The sequence below is a fragment of the Kocuria sp. NPDC057446 genome (assembly GCF_042802875.1).
Classification (GTDB): Bacteria; Actinomycetota; Actinomycetes; order Actinomycetales; family Micrococcaceae; genus Kocuria.
The window spans coordinates 1-15,352 of sequence record NZ_JBHVDI010000087.1 but is presented as its reverse complement, the minus strand read 5'-3'; the positions used below and the strand labels follow the sequence as shown (position 1 = coordinate 15,352).

The 15,352-nt window shown below is 72.1% G+C and carries 13 protein-coding genes; 6 read left to right on the top strand and 7 right to left on the bottom strand.

From position 1 onward, the window contains the following. Positions 1-46: 46 nt before the first annotated feature. The 5 genes from ACFU0Y_RS11580 to ACFU0Y_RS11560 all read right to left on the bottom strand — a co-directional run bounded on the left by ACFU0Y_RS11580 (position 47) and on the right by ACFU0Y_RS11560 (position 4,862). A complete protein-coding gene (locus ACFU0Y_RS11580; RefSeq protein ID WP_380214659.1) occupies positions 47-403 on the bottom strand; it encodes a metal-sulfur cluster assembly factor in 357 nt (118 codons plus the stop codon). A 35-nt stretch (positions 404-438) separates the two neighbouring features. Further along, positions 439-1,200, bottom strand: a complete 762-nt coding sequence (sufC, locus tag ACFU0Y_RS11575) for a Fe-S cluster assembly ATPase SufC (protein WP_380214658.1) — start codon at positions 1,198-1,200, stop codon at positions 439-441. Positions 1,201-1,251: 51 nt separating this feature from the next. After that, positions 1,252-2,451 (bottom strand): Fe-S cluster assembly protein SufD, encoded by a 1,200-nt coding sequence (gene sufD, locus ACFU0Y_RS11570; RefSeq protein ID WP_380214660.1) that lies wholly within the window; start codon positions 2,449-2,451, stop codon positions 1,252-1,254. Positions 2,452-2,617: 166 nt separating this feature from the next. Beyond that, the gene (sufB, locus tag ACFU0Y_RS11565; protein ID WP_380214657.1) at positions 2,618-4,072 is read right to left on the bottom strand and encodes a Fe-S cluster assembly protein SufB; all 1,455 of its coding nucleotides are present in this window, start codon (positions 4,070-4,072) and stop codon (positions 2,618-2,620) included. Next, the gene (locus ACFU0Y_RS11560; RefSeq protein WP_380214655.1) at positions 4,065-4,862 is read right to left on the bottom strand and encodes a helix-turn-helix transcriptional regulator; all 798 of its coding nucleotides are present in this window, start codon (positions 4,860-4,862) and stop codon (positions 4,065-4,067) included. Before ACFU0Y_RS11560 ends, sufB begins: the two co-directional genes overlap by 8 nt. A 233-nt stretch (positions 4,863-5,095) precedes the next feature. On the opposite strand from ACFU0Y_RS11560, the gene ACFU0Y_RS11555 reads away from it, so the two are divergent. From ACFU0Y_RS11555 to ACFU0Y_RS11545, 3 genes are all read left to right on the top strand, one after another. Then, positions 5,096-6,103 carry an ABC transporter ATP-binding protein gene (locus ACFU0Y_RS11555; protein WP_380214654.1) on the top strand — a complete coding sequence of 336 codons (1,008 nt, stop codon included), beginning with the start codon at positions 5,096-5,098 and terminating at the stop codon, positions 6,101-6,103. After that, a complete protein-coding gene (locus ACFU0Y_RS11550) occupies positions 6,100-6,888 on the top strand; it encodes an ABC transporter permease (protein WP_380214653.1) in 789 nt (262 codons plus the stop codon). The genes ACFU0Y_RS11555 and ACFU0Y_RS11550 overlap by 4 nt, the downstream gene beginning before the upstream one ends. 104 nt (positions 6,889-6,992) lie before the next feature. Next, a complete protein-coding gene (locus ACFU0Y_RS11545) occupies positions 6,993-8,018 on the top strand; it encodes a heme A synthase (RefSeq protein ID WP_380214652.1) in 1,026 nt (341 codons plus the stop codon). A gap of 6 nt (positions 8,019-8,024) precedes the next feature. On the opposite strand, the gene ACFU0Y_RS11540 is transcribed toward ACFU0Y_RS11545, so the two are convergent. Together ACFU0Y_RS11540 and ACFU0Y_RS11535 are read right to left on the bottom strand one after the other, a co-directional pair. Further along, complete coding sequence (locus tag ACFU0Y_RS11540; protein WP_380214651.1) at positions 8,025-8,942, bottom strand: dihydrodipicolinate synthase family protein; 918 nt, start codon at positions 8,940-8,942, stop codon at positions 8,025-8,027. A 72-nt stretch (positions 8,943-9,014) separates the two neighbouring features. Beyond that, positions 9,015-10,004: a heme o synthase gene (locus tag ACFU0Y_RS11535; protein ID WP_380214650.1), complete on the bottom strand. Its 990-nt coding sequence runs from the start codon at positions 10,002-10,004 to the stop codon at positions 9,015-9,017. 315 nt (positions 10,005-10,319) lie between these two features. Between ACFU0Y_RS11535 and tkt the strand changes: the two genes are divergently transcribed. From tkt to ACFU0Y_RS11520, 3 genes are read left to right on the top strand one after another with little or no spacing between them, the layout of a single operon-like run. Beyond that, the gene (gene tkt / locus ACFU0Y_RS11530; protein WP_380214649.1) at positions 10,320-12,455 is read left to right on the top strand and encodes a transketolase; all 2,136 of its coding nucleotides are present in this window, start codon (positions 10,320-10,322) and stop codon (positions 12,453-12,455) included. 56 nt (positions 12,456-12,511) lie between these two features. Then, positions 12,512-13,618: a transaldolase gene (gene tal, locus ACFU0Y_RS11525; protein WP_380214648.1), complete on the top strand. Its 1,107-nt coding sequence runs from the start codon at positions 12,512-12,514 to the stop codon at positions 13,616-13,618. 56 nt (positions 13,619-13,674) lie between these two features. Further along, the gene (locus ACFU0Y_RS11520; protein ID WP_380214647.1) at positions 13,675-15,291 is read left to right on the top strand and encodes a glucose-6-phosphate isomerase; all 1,617 of its coding nucleotides are present in this window, start codon (positions 13,675-13,677) and stop codon (positions 15,289-15,291) included. The last annotated feature ends 61 nt before the right edge of the window (positions 15,292-15,352 follow it).

Sequence of the window (15,352 nt, the reverse complement as noted above, 5' to 3'; positions counted from 1 at the left end):
CCACCTCGCAGGAGGTGGGCGGGGCGCCGTCGTCGAGGGGACGGGCTCAGATGTTGAAGCCCAGGGCCCGCATCTGGTCGCGGCCGTCCTCGGTGATCCGGTCGGGACCCCACGGCGGCATCCAGACCCAGTTGACGCGCCACTCGTCGACCATCGGGTCGAGGTTCTGGGCGCACTGCTCCTCGATGACGTCCTGCAGCGGGCACGCGGCCGTGGTCAGGGTCATGTCGAGGATCAGGGCGCCGTCCTCGGCCCACTTCGAGCCGTAGAGCAGGCCCAGGTCCACGATGTTGACGCCGAGCTCGGGGTCGATGACGTTCTTGAGCGCCTCCTCGACCTCCTCGGTGGAGGGCCGGCCCGCGGTCGCGGGATCGGCGGTGGTCTCAGCGGGGGTGTCGGCCATGACTGGCCTCCTTTCGGGGCTGGTGAGGTCGGAGCCTACTTGGCCGCGGCCAGGTAGCGGTCGTAGCCCTCGTTCTCGAGCCGGTCGGCGAGCTCGGGCCCGCCCTCGTCCACCACGCGGCCGTCGTGGAACACGTGCACGAACTGCGGCTTGATGTAGCGCAGGATGCGGGTGTAGTGGGTGATGAGCATGACGCCCATGTCGTTGGTCTCCAGGGCGCGGTTGACGCCCTCGGAGACGACCTTGAGGGCGTCCACGTCGAGGCCGGAGTCGGTCTCGTCCAGCAGCGCGATCTTCGGCTTGAGCAGCTCGAGCTGAAGGATCTCGTGGCGCTTCTTCTCGCCGCCGGAGAAGCCCTCGTTGACGTTGCGCTGGATCATGTCGGGGCTGATCTTCAGCTGCTCCATCGCGGCCTTGACGTCCTTGGTCCACGTGCGCAGCGAGGGGGCCTCGCCGTCGATCGCGGTCTTCGCGGTGCGCAGGAAGTTGGAGGTCGTCACGCCGGGGATCTCCACCGGGTACTGCATCGCCAGGAAGAGCCCGGCGCGGGCGCGCTCGTCCACGGACATCTCCAGGACGTTCTCGCCGTCCAGGAGGACCTCACCGGAGTCGACGACGAACTTGGGGTGGCCGGCGATGGTGGAGGCCAGCGTGGACTTGCCGGAGCCGTTGGGGCCCATGATCGCGTGGACCTCACCGGAGGTGATGGTCAGGTTCACGCCCTTGAGGATCGGCTTGGTGGTCTCGTCGTCGAGCACGACGGACGCGTGCAGGTCCTTGATCTCGAGAGTTGCCATGGATGGTTCTCCTGTGGTCGAAAAAGTCTGTGGTCGAAAGGGGGCGGCGGATCAGTAGTTCGCGGCGGTGAGCTCGTCCTGGACGGCCTGGCGCAGCCGCTCCTCGATGTCGGGGACACCGATCTGCTGGAGGATCTCGAAGAGGAACCCGCGCACCACGAGCCGGCGCGCCTCGTCCTCGGGGATGCCCCGGGACATGAGGTAGTACAGGTGCTCGTCGTCCAGCTGGCCCGTGGTCGAGGCGTGGCCGGCACCGGCGATGAGGCCGGTCTCGATCTCCAGGTTCGGCACTGAGTCCATCCGCGGCCCGTCGTTGAGGATCAGGTTCCGGTTGAGCTCGTAGGTGTCGGTGCCCTCCGCGGAGGAGCGGATGAGGACGTCGCCCACCCACACGCCGTGCGCGTTCTCGCCCTGCAGCGCGGACTTGTAGGTCACCCGCGAGGTGCAGTTCGGGTGGGAGTGGTCCACGAACAGCCGGGACTCGAGGTGCTGGCCGGAGTCCACGAAGGTCAGCCCGTACAGCTCCACGGACCCGCCGGGGGCGTCGAAGCGGGTGGACGGGGTGACGCGCACGAGGTCGCCGCCGAGGGAGACGAGCACGTGCTTGAAGCTCGCCGCCCGGCCGAGGCGCGCCTGCTGGGAGGAGGCGTGCACGGCGTCGTCGTCCCACTCCTGGAGGGTCACCACGGTGAGGTTCGCGGAGTCGCCGACGCGGAACTCGACGTTCTGCGAGAGCACGGCGCTGCCGTGGTGGCGCAGGACCACGAGGGCCTTGGAGAAGGGCTGCGCGTCGATGACCAGGTGCTGGGCGGCCGGGGTCGCGTCGGTGCCGCGGATGTCGACGAGGACGGGCTCGGCCACCTCGGTCTCCTGCGGCACGGTCAGCACGGTGGCCTCGGCCACGCTGCTCCACGCGTTGGCGGAGACCCGGTCCTCGGGAATGCCGGCGCTGCCGATGCGGGCGTCGTCGCGACCCACGGTCTCGACGCGCACGGCGTCCGAGTCGACGGTCACGGCGGGCGCCGGGCCGGTGAGGGCGTCGGCGTGCAGGCCCTTGAGGCGCTTGAGCGGGGTGAACCGGAAGTCCTCCTCACGGCCCGTGAGCTTCGGGAAGTCGGCGACGTCGTAGGACGTGCGCCGGCCGGCCCGGGAGGAGTCCGGCACGCCGGAGATGTCGCCGTGAGGAGTGTGCCGCACCAGGGTGTCGTTCTCGACCTTGTCGCGGGCCAGCCGCTCCCCCTCCAGGTCCATGCCCGGGATGGCGACGCGCCCCTCCCCGGTGCGGACCCCGTCGACCTTCTCGCCCAGGTTGCCGTAGGCGTCCTTGGCCGCGCCGACGGCCTTGTCGGCCACCGCGGTGGCCGCGGAGGCGGCGGCCTCCGTGGCGTTGCGAATCGTTTCGTTCAGCTTGGACATGTCAGCCAACGGATCCTTCCATCTGCAGTTCGATGAGGCGGTTGAGTTCGAGCGCGTACTCCATGGGCAGTTCGCGGGCGATCGGCTCCACGAACCCGCGCACGATCATCGCCATGGCCTCGTCCTCGGCCATCCCGCGCTGCATGAGGTAGAACAGCTGCTCCTCGGAGACGCGCGAGACGGTCGCCTCGTGGCCCATGGTGACGTCGTCCTCGCGGATGTCGACGTACGGGTACGTGTCGGAGCGGGAGATCGTGTCGACCAGCAGGGCGTCGCAGACCACGTTGGACTTCGAGCCGTGGGCGCCCTCGCGGACCTGCACGAGACCGCGGTAGGCGGCGCGGCCGCCGTTGCGGGCCACGGACTTCGAGACGATCGACGACGACGTGTTCGGGGCGATGTGCACCATCTTGGAGCCGGTGTCCTGGTGCTGTCCCTCGCCGGCGAACGCGATCGAGAGGGTCTCGCCGCGGGCGTGCTCGCCGGTCATGTAGACCGCCGGGTACTTCTGGGTGACCTTCGAGCCGATGTTGCCGTCGATCCACTCCATGGTGGCGCCCTCGTGGGCGATCGCGCGCTTGGTCACGAGGTTGTACACGTTGTTCGACCAGTTCTGGATGGTCGTGTAGCGCACGCGGGCGTTCTTCTTGACGATGATCTCCACCACCGCGGAGTGCAGCGAGTCGGTCTTGTAGATCGGCGCCGTGCAGCCCTCGATGTAGTGGACGTAGGAGTCCTCGTCGGCGATGATCAGCGTCCGCTCGAACTGGCCCATGTTCTCGGTGTTGATGCGGAAGTAGGCCTGCAGCGGGATCTCGACGTGCACGCCCTTGGGGACGTAGACGAAGGAGCCGCCGGACCACACGGCCGTGTTCAGGGACGCGAACTTGTTGTCGCCCACGGGGATCACGGTGCCGAAGTACTCCGCGAACAGCTCCGGGTGCTCCTTGAGCGCCGTGTCGGTGTCGAGGAAGATGACGCCCTGCTCCTCCAGGTCCTCGCGGATCTGGTGGTAGACGACCTCGGACTCGTACTGGGCGGCCACGCCGGAGACGAGCCGTCCGCGCTCGGCCTCGGGGATGCCGAGCTTCTCGTAGGTGTTGCGGATGTCCTCGGGCAGGTCCTCCCAGGTGGCGGCCTGCTTCTCGGTGGAGCGCACGAAGTACTTGATGTTGTCGAAGTCGATCCCGGACAGGTCCGCGCCCCACGTGGGCATGGGCTTGCGGTCGAAGAACTTCAGGCCCTTCAGCCGCAGATCGGTCATCCACTGCGGCTCGCTCTTCTTGGCGGAGATGTCGCGCACGACGTCCTCGTCGACACCGCGGCGCGCGGAGGCCCCGGCGACGTCGGAGTCGGCCCAGCCGTACTCGTACGTGCCGATGCCCTCGAGCTCGGGGTTCTTCTCCAGGATGTCGGCGATGACAGTGTCGTTGCCGCTGGCGATCTGGTCAGTCATGACGGCCTTCCTCTGTTGTCTGGTCAGTGGCGTGGTCCGCGGTGCGGTCCACGGAGGTCGGTGCCGCGGCGGGTCCCGGCCGCGTGAGGGGCACGTGCGTGGTGCACACGTGCGCGCCGGCGGCCTGGGTGGAGAGCCGGCGGACGTCGGTGCCGAGCAGCCGGGCGATGAGCTCGGTCTCCAGCTCGCAGAACTGCGGATAGCGGGCGGCCAGCTCGCGGACGGGGCAGTGCCCCTGGCACAGCTGCGCCGAGACGATGGTGCGGGACTCCCCGCGGCCCACGGCCACCTCGTTGGTGGAGGCCGCGAACCCGTCGCGGCTGAGCAGCCGCACCAGGACGGGCAGGCGGTCGGCGACCTCGGCCCCGGCGGCCTCGACCTCGGGGCGGTAGGACGCCTCGAGGCGGTCCACGCGCTCCTGGATGAAGGCGTGCACGGCCTCCGGACCGGCGATGCGCCGGAGCGACTCGAGGGCGTCGGTGGCGATCTCGAGGTAGTCGTCGCCGAGCTTGGCGTGGCCCTCGGGGGCGACGACGTAGCGCCGCGCGGGACGGCCGGCGCCGCCGCTGCGCCGGCGGACCATGGTGACCTCGACGATGTGCTGCTGCTCGAGGGCGTCCAGGTGACGGCGCACGGCCGCCGGGGTCAGCTCCAGCATCTCGCCGAGGTCGGCGGCGGAGACCGGCCCGTGCTCGAGGACGGCGCCGAGCACGCGCGACCGGGTGTTCTCCTCCTGCTCCGCCCGCGGGCCGGAGCGGGACCTGCTCCGGTCGTCCGTGGTCTGAGTCATGGGTGAACCGCTCGCTTCCTGCTGGGGTGTCGAGGTCCTCGTGGTGCAGCGCGCGACCCGGTGGAGGCGCTCCTAATACACAACCGGAGTATGTCGTAATTCATTCCGTCCCCACCAGTAAGTGGAGCCTTACCGGCCGTTCGCCAGCGAATCACGACTTACTCATAATAGCTCGCGGACGCGGTGCGGCCAAGGGGGCCGGGCCCGCGGGCGCGCCGCACTACACTGGTCCGGTGCCCGCCCAGAGTCCTCCCGCGTCCTCGCCCGCGCTCTCGATCGAGCGCCTGGCGAAGGAGTTCCCCGTCCGCCGGCGCCGCTCCCGGCGCCCCGGCGGACCGGGGGCCACGCGCGCCTCGGTGGTGCACGCCGTCGAGGACCTGTCGCTGACCGCGCGGCACGGCGAGATCACGGCGCTGCTGGGGCCCAACGGCGCGGGCAAGACGACCACCCTGGAGTGCGCCCAGGGCCTGCAGCGGCCCACCGCGGGCACGGTCCGGCTGCTGGGCCGGGACCCGTGGCGGGCGGATCCCGCCCTGCGCGCCCGGGTGGGCGTGATGCTCCAGGACGGCGGGCTCCCCCAGGCGGTGCGCCCGCTGGAGCTGCTCCGGCACGTGGCGTCCCTCTACCGCGGGCCCCGGGACATGGACGAGCTCGTGGAGCGGCTCGGCATCAACGGCTTCGACCGCACCGTGGTCCGACGGCTCTCCGGAGGACAGCGCCAGCGCGTGGCCCTGGCCGCCGCCCTCGCCGGGAACCCCGAGGTGCTCTTCCTCGACGAGCCCTCCGCCGGCATGGACCCGCAGTCCCGCAACATCGTCTTCGACCTGGTCCAGCAGCTGCGCCGCGAGGGCGTCTGCATCATCCTCACCACCCACCTGCTCGACGACGCCCAGCGCCTGGCCGACCAGGTCTACATCGTGGACCACGGCCGGGTCATGGCCCAGGGCTCCGTGGCGGACCTGGTGGCCCCCGGCGCCGACGCCCCCGCCGTGCTCGTCCTGACGCTGACCCCGGAGCAGCTGCGCGCGGGGCCCTTCCCGTGGGACGGGCCCGGGTTCGAGGACGTCCGCACGAGCTGCTCCGGCCGCACCGTGACGCTCACCGGCCCCTTGGCGCCCCCGATGCTCGAGGCCGTGACCCGGTGGTTCAGCACGACCGGCACGATGCCCGAGTCCCTGTCCCTCCAGCCGCGCACCCTCGAGGACGTCTTCCTCGACATCTCCGGACGGGAGATCCGATGACCGCACCCGCCCAGTCCCGCGCCGTGCCCCCGCGCTCGGACCCCGCACCGCTGGCTCGCCGGGTCGCCGCGCAGGCCCGCTACGAGGCGCTGACCATGCTGCGCAACGGGGAGCAGCTGCTCCTGCTGCTGATCCTGCCGCTCATGGCCCTCGTGGCCCTGACCCTCACCGACCTGCTGGACGCCGCCGTCCCGGCCGGGGCCTCCCGCGTGGACGTCGCCGTGCCGGGGGTGCTGGCGCTGTGCGTGCTCTCCAACGCCTTCTCGGGGCAGGGCATCCAGACCGGGTTCGACCGCCGCTACGGCGTCCTGCGCTTCCTCTCCACCACGCCCCTGGGCCGCGGAGGGCTGATCGCCGGCAAGCTGCTGGCGATCGTCGCGGTGCTCGTGGTGCAGTACGTGCTGGTCGCCGCCCTCGGGGCGGCCCTCGGGTGGCGTCCGGAGCCCGCCGTGGTGCTCGTGTCCGTGCCGGTGCTGCTGCTCGGTGCCGCGGCGTTCACCGGACTGGGTCTGCTGCTCGCCGGGACGGTGCGGGCCGAGGCGACGCTCGCCGTGACCAACCTCGTGTGGGTGCTGCTCGCCGCCGTCGGCGGCACGCTGTTCCCCTCCACCACGCTGCCGGCCGGGTCCACCTGGATCGTGGACCTGCTGCCCTCCGGCGGGCTGGGCACCGCGCTGCGCGAGACGTTCCTCACGGGGGCGCCCTCGCTGCTGCCGGTGCTGGTGCTCGCCGTCTGGGCCGCCGCCGCCTGGGCCGGCGCCGTGCGCTGGTTCCGCTGGAGCTGAGCCGCCGGCCCCGGGCCGTCCCGGCCGGCGGGGACCGGGCGCCGCGGGGCGGATAAACTGGTCGGGCAGACCCCACCGCACCGACCCCGTCCGGAAGTGAACTCATGAACCGCGCCAGCGAGCCCAGCGACGTCGACGTCCGCGAGCACGGCAGCGTCCTGCTGCCGACCCGGATCACCCCGTGGGTGCGGTGGCTGGCGGTCGCGTCGCTGCTGGCGAACTCCGTGCTCATCCTGACCGGCGGGCTCGTCCGGCTGACCGGTTCCGGCCTGGGCTGCCCCACCTGGCCGCGGTGCACGGACGAGTCCTGGACCAACACCCCCGAGATGGGCATGCACGGGCTCATCGAGTTCGGCAACCGGCTGCTGACGTTCCTGCTGGCGGCCGTGGCCGTGCTGACGTTCCTGGCGGTGCTGCGGCTGCGGCACGAGCACCGCGACCTCTTCCGGATCGCCCTGCTGCTGGGTCTCGGCATCCCCCTGCAGGCCGTGGTCGGCGGGATCACCGTGCTCACCGGGCTCAATCCCTGGATCGTGGGGATCCACTACCTCATCTCCGGTGCGATGATCGCCCTGGCCACCGTGCTGGTGAACCGCACCCGGCGGCGCTCCCTGCCCGCGGTGCGGGACGCGGAGCGGCCCGGCCAGGCCTACGGGCAGCGCCGGCTCGTCCGGGCGCTCATGGTGGGCCTCGCGGTGCTCACCGCGCTGATCCTCTACCTGGGCACCCTGGTCACGGGCACCGGCCCGCACGCCGGGGACGACTCCACGGCCCGGCACGCCTTCGACGCCTACCTCATCACCCGCGCCCACGCGGTCCCGGTGTACCTGATCGTCGTGGCGGTGGTCCTCGGCATGGTCCTCGCGCGCCGGCACCGGTGGCCCGTTCCGCTGGCCTCGAGCCTCAACGCCCTGCTCGGCGTCCTGGTGCTGCAGGCGCTCATCGGCTACTACCAGTACTTCAACGGCGTGCCGATCGTCGCCGTGGCCCTGCACCTGGTGGGCTCCGCGGTGCTGATCTGGGCCACCGCCCGCACCGTGGAGAAGGGCTTCGCCGTCACCCGCACCCCGGACCCGGTGCTGCGGAGCACCGACCGCGCGCGCTCGGCCGAGGCCCCGGCCCGCGGCTGAGGCGCCTCAGGCCCGCTCGTCGGGCGCCTCGTCGAGCAGCTCCTCAACCGCCTGGGCCAGGCGCTGCCGGCTGGCCGAGGGGATCGGCAGCAGCGGCCGCCGCGGCGGGGCCGTGCTGACCCCGCACACCTCGGCGAGGGCGTAGAGGGAGCTCAGAGGCCGCTCCTGGCGCAGGATCTCCATCAGGGGCGTCAGCGCCGCCTGCCACGTGCGCACCGCGCCCTCGTCGCCGGCGACCACCGCGGCGCGGAACGCGGCGTACTGGCGCGGGAGCACCGCGGCGATCCCCGAGTGCCAGGCCGCGGCGTCCGGCGCCGCCTCGTGGAGCAGCCGCTCCCCGCTGATCCCGTGCGCCGTCCCGGGCTCCGCGAGCTCGGCGAAGCGGCGCCGCCGCTCCGCGAGGTCGCCCGGGGACTCGGCGGTGTCCTTGAACGCGCCGACGTTCTCCAGCCAGGACAGCTCGGCGGCGAGCTCCACGGGGTAGGTGAAGCCCGTCGTCGTCGGGTTGTTGTAGATGCACAGGGGCAGGGACACGGCCGCCGAGACCGTCTCGACCTGGTCCGCGATCTCCTGGGAGACGAGCGGGATGTAGGACAGCGGGTTGAGCACGAGCCCGTCCGCCCCGCCGTTCTCGGCGGCGTAGGCCATCTCGAGGACCTCGCGGGTGGTCATCGCGGAGATCCCCGCCCCCACGGGCACCCCCGAGCCGCGGGCGGCCTCCACGGCGACGCCCACGACCTCGGCCCGCTCCTCCCCGGAGAGGTAGGCGAAGCTGCCCGAGCTGCCCAGGACCACCAGGGCGTCCACGCCGGAGCGGGCCAGCCGCCCGACGTAGCGCTCGAAGGACTCGAGGTCCAGGCGACCGCCCTGCTGGAACGGCGTGATCGGGTAGGCGACGAGCCCGGAGAAGGTCATGCTGAGCATGCGACCATCCTAGGTCCGGCGGGTCCCCCGGCCGGACCGCGGCACCTGCGGGGTCGCACGGCCCCGGCAGGCTCAGAGGACGGGGCCGCCCACGAACGGGTCGACGGCGAGGGCGAGGAACACGAAGGTGATGTAGGCGATGGAGCCGTGGAAGACGTACATCGCCTGCTTGTCCGTGGGCCGGCCCGCCACCGCGAGGGCGTGCAGCTTGTGGCTGTGGCCCACGAACCAGGCGCCCGAGGCCAGGGCGGTCACCGCGTAGACCCAGCCGGCGCCGCCGACGGGCACGAGCAGCAACGAGCACACCACCGTGGCCCACGCGTAGAGGACCACCTGGCTGCCCACGGTGCGGGCCCCGGCCACGGCGCCCAGCATGGGGACCCCGGCGCGGGAGTAGTCGTCGGCGTACTTCATGGACAGCGGCCAGTAGTGCGGCGGGGTCCACAGGAAGATGAACAGGAAGAGCACGAGCGCGGGCCAGTCGAGGCCGCCCGTCACGGCGGCCCACCCGATCAGCACCGGCATGCACCCGGCGACGCCGCCCCAGACGATGTTCTGGGCGGTGCGGCGCTTGAGGACGATCGAGTAGAAGACGGCGTAGAGGAAGATGGCCGCCGCGCCCAGGACGCCGGCGAGCACGTTCACCCCGATCGTGAGCCAGGCGACCGAGACGGCCGTGAGCGCCCAGGCGAAGACCAGCGCCTCCCGGTCGGTGACCTCCCCGGTGACCAGCGGGCGCTTGGCCGTCCGCTTCATCACCCGGTCCTCGTCCCGGTCGATGTAGCAGTTGAAGGCCCCCGCCGCACCCGCGGCGAGCGTGCCGCCCACGAGGGTGTTCAGGATGAGCCAGAGGTCCGGCATGCCCTGCTGGGCGAAGATCATGGTCGGCACGGTCGCCACCAGCAGCAGCTCGATGATCCGCGGCTTCATCAGGGCCACGTAGGCCCGCACCTTCCGGGAGACCGTCATGCGCCCCTCGCGCCGGGGGGTCGCCGCAACACCCGTGTGCCCGGTGCCGAGGACGGCTCGTCCTGCGGGTCCCGACGTCTCGAGTGAGTTCACAGAATCATTGCTCCCGGTTGCGGTGGTTCTCCCCCGGCTCCGTGCGCGAGGACGGCCCGGAGACGGTGCGCGGCCGACACGCGGAGCGTGCGGGGCGGTGGTCGCGGGCGCGGAAGAAGGTCCTATACAGCATAGCGCGTGACGGCGCCCGGTCCCGCTCCGGACATGACGGGAAAGAGCCCCGCGGGCCCGCGGACCGGTGCCGTCGGTCACACGGCCGAAATGTGCGTGACCTAAGCTGGACCCAAACCGCCGGTCGGCGACCGGCAGCCGCTGCGCACGGCAGCGGACCACCGAAGGAAAGGGCCCCGAATCTTGGCGACCGAACTCGATCAGAAGCTGACCTGGACCGAGCAGGACCAGCGCGCCGTGGACACGGTGCGGGTGCTGGCGGCGGACGCGGTGGAGAAGGTGGGCAACGGCCACCCGGGCACGGCGATGTCCCTGGCCCCGGCGGCGTACCTGCTGTTCCAGAAGGTGATGCGCCACGATCCCACCGACGACCGGTGGACGGGCCGGGACCGGTTCGTCCTCTCCCCCGGGCACACGTCCCTGACGCTGTACCTGCAGCTGTTCCTCTCCGGCTACGGCATGGAGCTCGAGGACATCGAGTCGCTGCGCACCTGGGGGTCGAAGACCCCGGGGCACCCCGAGTACCGGCACACCACCGGGGTGGAGATCACCACGGGCCCGCTGGGCCAGGGCCTGGCCTCGGCCGTGGGCTTCGCCTACGCCCAGCGCTACACCCGCGGCCTGTTCGACCCCGAGGCCCGCGCCGGGACCTCCCCGTTCGACCACACGGTCTACGTGATCGCCTCCGACGGCGACCTGCAGGAGGGCGTGACCTCCGAGGCGTCCTCGCTGGCCGGGGTGCAGGAGCTGGGCAACCTCGTGGTGATCTACGACCAGAACCACATCTCCATCGAGGACGACACCGACGTGGCGTTCACCGAGGACGTCCTCAAGCGCTACGAGGCCTACGGCTGGGACGTGAACCGGGTCGACTGGACGAAGTCCGGGGACTACGTCGAGGACGTCGAGGAGCTCTACGCCGCGATCCGCGCCGCCAAGGCCGAGACGTCGAAGCCCTCGCTGATTGCCCTGCGCACGATCATCGGCTGGCCCGCGCCGCAGAAGCAGAACACCGGGGCCATCCACGGCTCCAAGCTCGGGGCCGAGGAGGTCGCCGCCACCAAGGAGGTCCTCGGCTTCGACCCCGAGCAGTCCTTCGTGGTCGAGGACGAGGTCATCGCCCACACCCGCGGGATCCAGGACCGCATGAAGCAGGTCCGCGACGAGTGGGAGCAGGACTTCCAGCAGTGGCGGGAGGCCAACCCGGAGCGGGCGAGGCTGTACGACCGGATCCGCGCCGAGGAGCTGCCGGAGGACTACGCCGAGGCGTTCCCGGTGTTTCCGGCCGGCAAGGACGTGGCCACCCGCTCGGCCTCGGGCAAGGTCATCAACGCGATCGCCGAGACCTTCCCGGAGCTGTGGGGCGGCTCGGCGGACCTGGCCGGGTCCAACAACACGACCATCGAGTCCGCGCCCTCCTTCATCCCCGAGGCCCGCTCCACCGCGAAGTGGACGGGCAACCCCTACGGGCGGGTGCTGCACTTCGGCATCCGGGAGCACGCCGCGGCGGCGATCGTCAACGGCATCACCATGTCCTCCCAGACCCGGGCGTTCTCCGGGACGTTCCTGATCTTCTCCGACTACCAGCGCCCGGCCGTGCGCCTGGGCGCGCTGATGAAGGTCCCCTCGATCTACGTGTGGACCCACGACTCCATCGGCCTGGGCGAGGACGGACCCACCCACCAGCCCGTGGAGCAGCTGTCCTCCCTGCGCGCGATCCCGGGCCTGGACGTGGTCCGCCCGGCCGACGCCAACGAGACCGCCGTGGCGTGGCGGACGATGCTGGAGAACCGGCACGGCCCGGCCGGCATCGCCCTGACCCGGCAGAACGTGCCCACCTTCGCCCGGGTGGACCTGCACCCCGAGGCCGACGGGGAGAAGTTCGGCTCTGCCGAGGGCGTCGCCCGCGGCGGCTACGTCCTGGCCGACACCGAGGGCACCCCGGACGTGATCCTCATCGGCACCGGCTCCGAGGTCTCCCTGGCCGTGGCGGCCCGCGAGCAGCTCAGGACGCAGGGGGTGGCCGCCCGGGTCGTGTCCATGCCCTGCCGGGAGTGGTTCGACGCCCAGGACGCCGACTACCGCGAGTCCGTGCTGCCGGCGGGCGTGCGGGCCCGGGTCACCGTGGAGGCCGGGATCGCCATGTCCTGGCGGGACCTCCTCGGCGAGCACGGACGGGCCGTGTCCCTGGAGCACTTCGGGGAGTCCGCCGACTACGAGACCCTCTACCGCGAGTTCGGCATCACCGCCGAGGCCGTCACCGCCGCGGCCCAGGAGTCCGTCGCCGCCGCGCGGACCACCGCCCCCGCCGACCGCTGAGCCCCGGCGCGCACCGACCGACCGAATCTCCCCCGAGCACGAGGACTGACACGCACATGACCACTCCCACCCAGAAGCTCTCCGACGCCGGCGTCTCGATCTGGCTCGACGACCTCTCCCGCGAACGCCTGGCCTCCGGCGGGCTGCAGCGGCTGATCGACGAGAAGGACGTCGTGGGCGTCACCACGAACCCGACGATCTTCGCCGCGGCCCTGGCCGCCCACGACGCCTACGAGGAGCAGGTCAGGGCCCTCGCCGCCGCCGGCACCGACGTGGACGAGGCCGTGCTGGCCATCACCACCGACGACGTGCGCGAGGCCTGCGACCTCTTCGCCCCGATCGCCGAGGCCACCCAGGGCGTGGACGGGCGGGTGTCCATCGAGGTGGATCCGCGCCTGGCCCAGGACGCCGACGCCACCTCCACCATGGCCCAGCGCCTGTCCCAGACGATCGACCGGCCCAACGCGCTGATCAAGATCCCCGCCACCGAGGCGGGCCTGCCCTCGATCACCGCGACCATCGCCGAGGGGATCTCCGTCAACGTGACGCTGATCTTCTCCCTGGAGCGCTACCGCGCGGTCATCAACGCCTACCTGCTGGGCCTGGAGCAGGCGCTGGAGAACGGCAAGGACCTGGCCGGCATCCACTCCGTGGCGTCCTTCTTCGTCTCCCGGGTGGACTCGGAGGTCGACAAGCGCCTGGACGCGATCGGCACCGACGAGGCCGCCGCGCTCAAGAGCAAGGCCGGTCTGGCCAACGCCCGGCTCGCCTACCAGATCTACGAGGACGCCCTGACCACCGAGCGCTGGGAGCGGCTGGCCGCGGCCGGCGCGAACCCGCAGCGCCCGCTGTGGGCCTCCACCGGGGTGAAGGACCCGTCCCTGCCGGACACCCTGTACGTGACCGGGCTCGTGGCCCCCAACACCGTCAACACCATGCCGGAGAAGACGCTCGAGGCCACGTTCGACCACGCCGAGGTCACCGGGGACACCGTCACCGGCACCTACGCCGAGTCCAACGAGCTCCTGGACCGGATCGCCGGCGTGGGGATCTCCTACGACGAGGTCGTCGAGAAGCTCGAGGCCGAGGGGCTCACAAAGTTCGAGGACTCCTGGGCGGAGCTGCTGGACACCGTGCGCGCCGCCCTCGACAACGCCCGCTGAGCCCGTCCCGCCCCGGCACGGGTTCCGTCCGTGCCGACCGACCAGAAGGAGAACCCATGAGCTCCCTGTCCGTCCAGACCTCCGGCGCGGCCCGCGAGGCCGTCGACCGGCACGTGCCCGCGCTGGTGGGCGACAGGTTCGCCTCGAAGCTCTTCGCCCAGGACCCCACCCTGTGGGGCGCCGCGGCCGAGGACGAGTCCGCCAAGCGGCTCGGCTGGGTGGAGGCCGCCGAGGTCTCCCGCCCGCTCGTCGCCGAGATCTCCGCGCTGCGCGAGGAGTTCGCGGCGGAGGGCGTGGACCGGTTCGTCCTCGCGGGCATGGGCGGGTCCTCCCTCGCCCCCGAGGTGATCACCCGCACCGCCGGGGTCGAGCTGTTCGTGCTCGACTCCACGGACCCGGAGATGGTGGGCGCGGCCCTCGCCGACCGCCTCGAGCGCACCGCGATCGTGGTCTCCTCCAAGTCCGGCTCCACCGTGGAGACCGACTCGGCGCGCCGGGTCTTCGCCCGGGCGTTCGAGGAGGCGGGCATCGACGCCGCCTCCCGCATCGTGGTGGTGACGGACCCCGGCTCCCCCATGGAGGCCTCGGCGCGGGAGGCCGGCTACCGCCGGGTCTTCACCGCCGACCCCACCGTGGGCGGGCGCTTCTCCGCCCTCACCGCCTTCGGCCTGGTCCCCTCGGGCCTGGCCGGGGTGGACGTGGGAGCCCTGCTCGACGACGCCGACGAGGCCGGCGAGGTGCTGCGCGAGGACGCCGAGGACAATCCCGGGCTGCACCTGGGCGCGGCGCTCGGCGGCACGCAGCCGCTGCGCAACAAGCTCGTCTTCCGGGACCTGGGCTCCGGGATCGCCGGGTTCGCCGACTGGGCGGAGCAGCTCATCGCGGAGTCCACCGGCAAGGAGGGCAAGGGCGTGCTGCCCGTCGTCGTCGGCGCCGGTGACGCCCCGGAGGCCGCCTCCGGGGCCTCCGACGTCCTCGTCGTGGAGCTCGTCGGCGTGGACGAGGAGCAGGCCCCCGAGGGCGACGTGGTGCGGGTCTCCGGCTCCCTCGGCGCCCAGCTCATGCTGTGGGAGGTCGCCACCGCGGCGGCCGGGCGGCTGCTCGGCATCAACCCGTACGACCAGCCCGACGTGGAGTCCGCCAAGAACGCCACCCGCGCGCTGCTCGAGGACAAGCCGCAGCCCACGGACGCGGACCTCGTGGACGGCCCCGTGGAGATCCGCGGCGCGCAGGAGCTGCTCGACGGGGCGCGGACGGTCGAGGACGCCCTGTCCCGGCTGCTCGCGCAGCTGCCGGAGACCGGCTACCTGTCCGTGCAGGCGTACTTCGACCGGCTCTCCTGGGCGGAGCTGGAGAGCGTCCGCCCGGTCCTCGCCCGCGCCACCGGCCGGCCCGTGACCTTCGGCTGGGGGCCGCGGTTCCTGCACTCCACCGGCCAGTACCACAAGGGCGGACCGGCGGAGGGCGTGTACCTGCAGATCACCGCCGCCTCGGAGACGGACCTCGACATCCCCGACAGCCCGTTCAGCTTCGGCGAGCTCATCTCGGCCCAGGCCGACGGCGACGCCCAGGTCCTCGCCGACCACGGGCGGCCGGTGCTGCGGCTGCGGCTCGCGGACCGCGCCGAGGGCGTGGCCCGGCTGCGGCAGGCCGTCGACGCCCTCGGCGGCTGACCCGGTCGGGGCGACCGGACCGCTGACCTAGAATGGGAGCACGCCACGGTCGGCGCGGGAG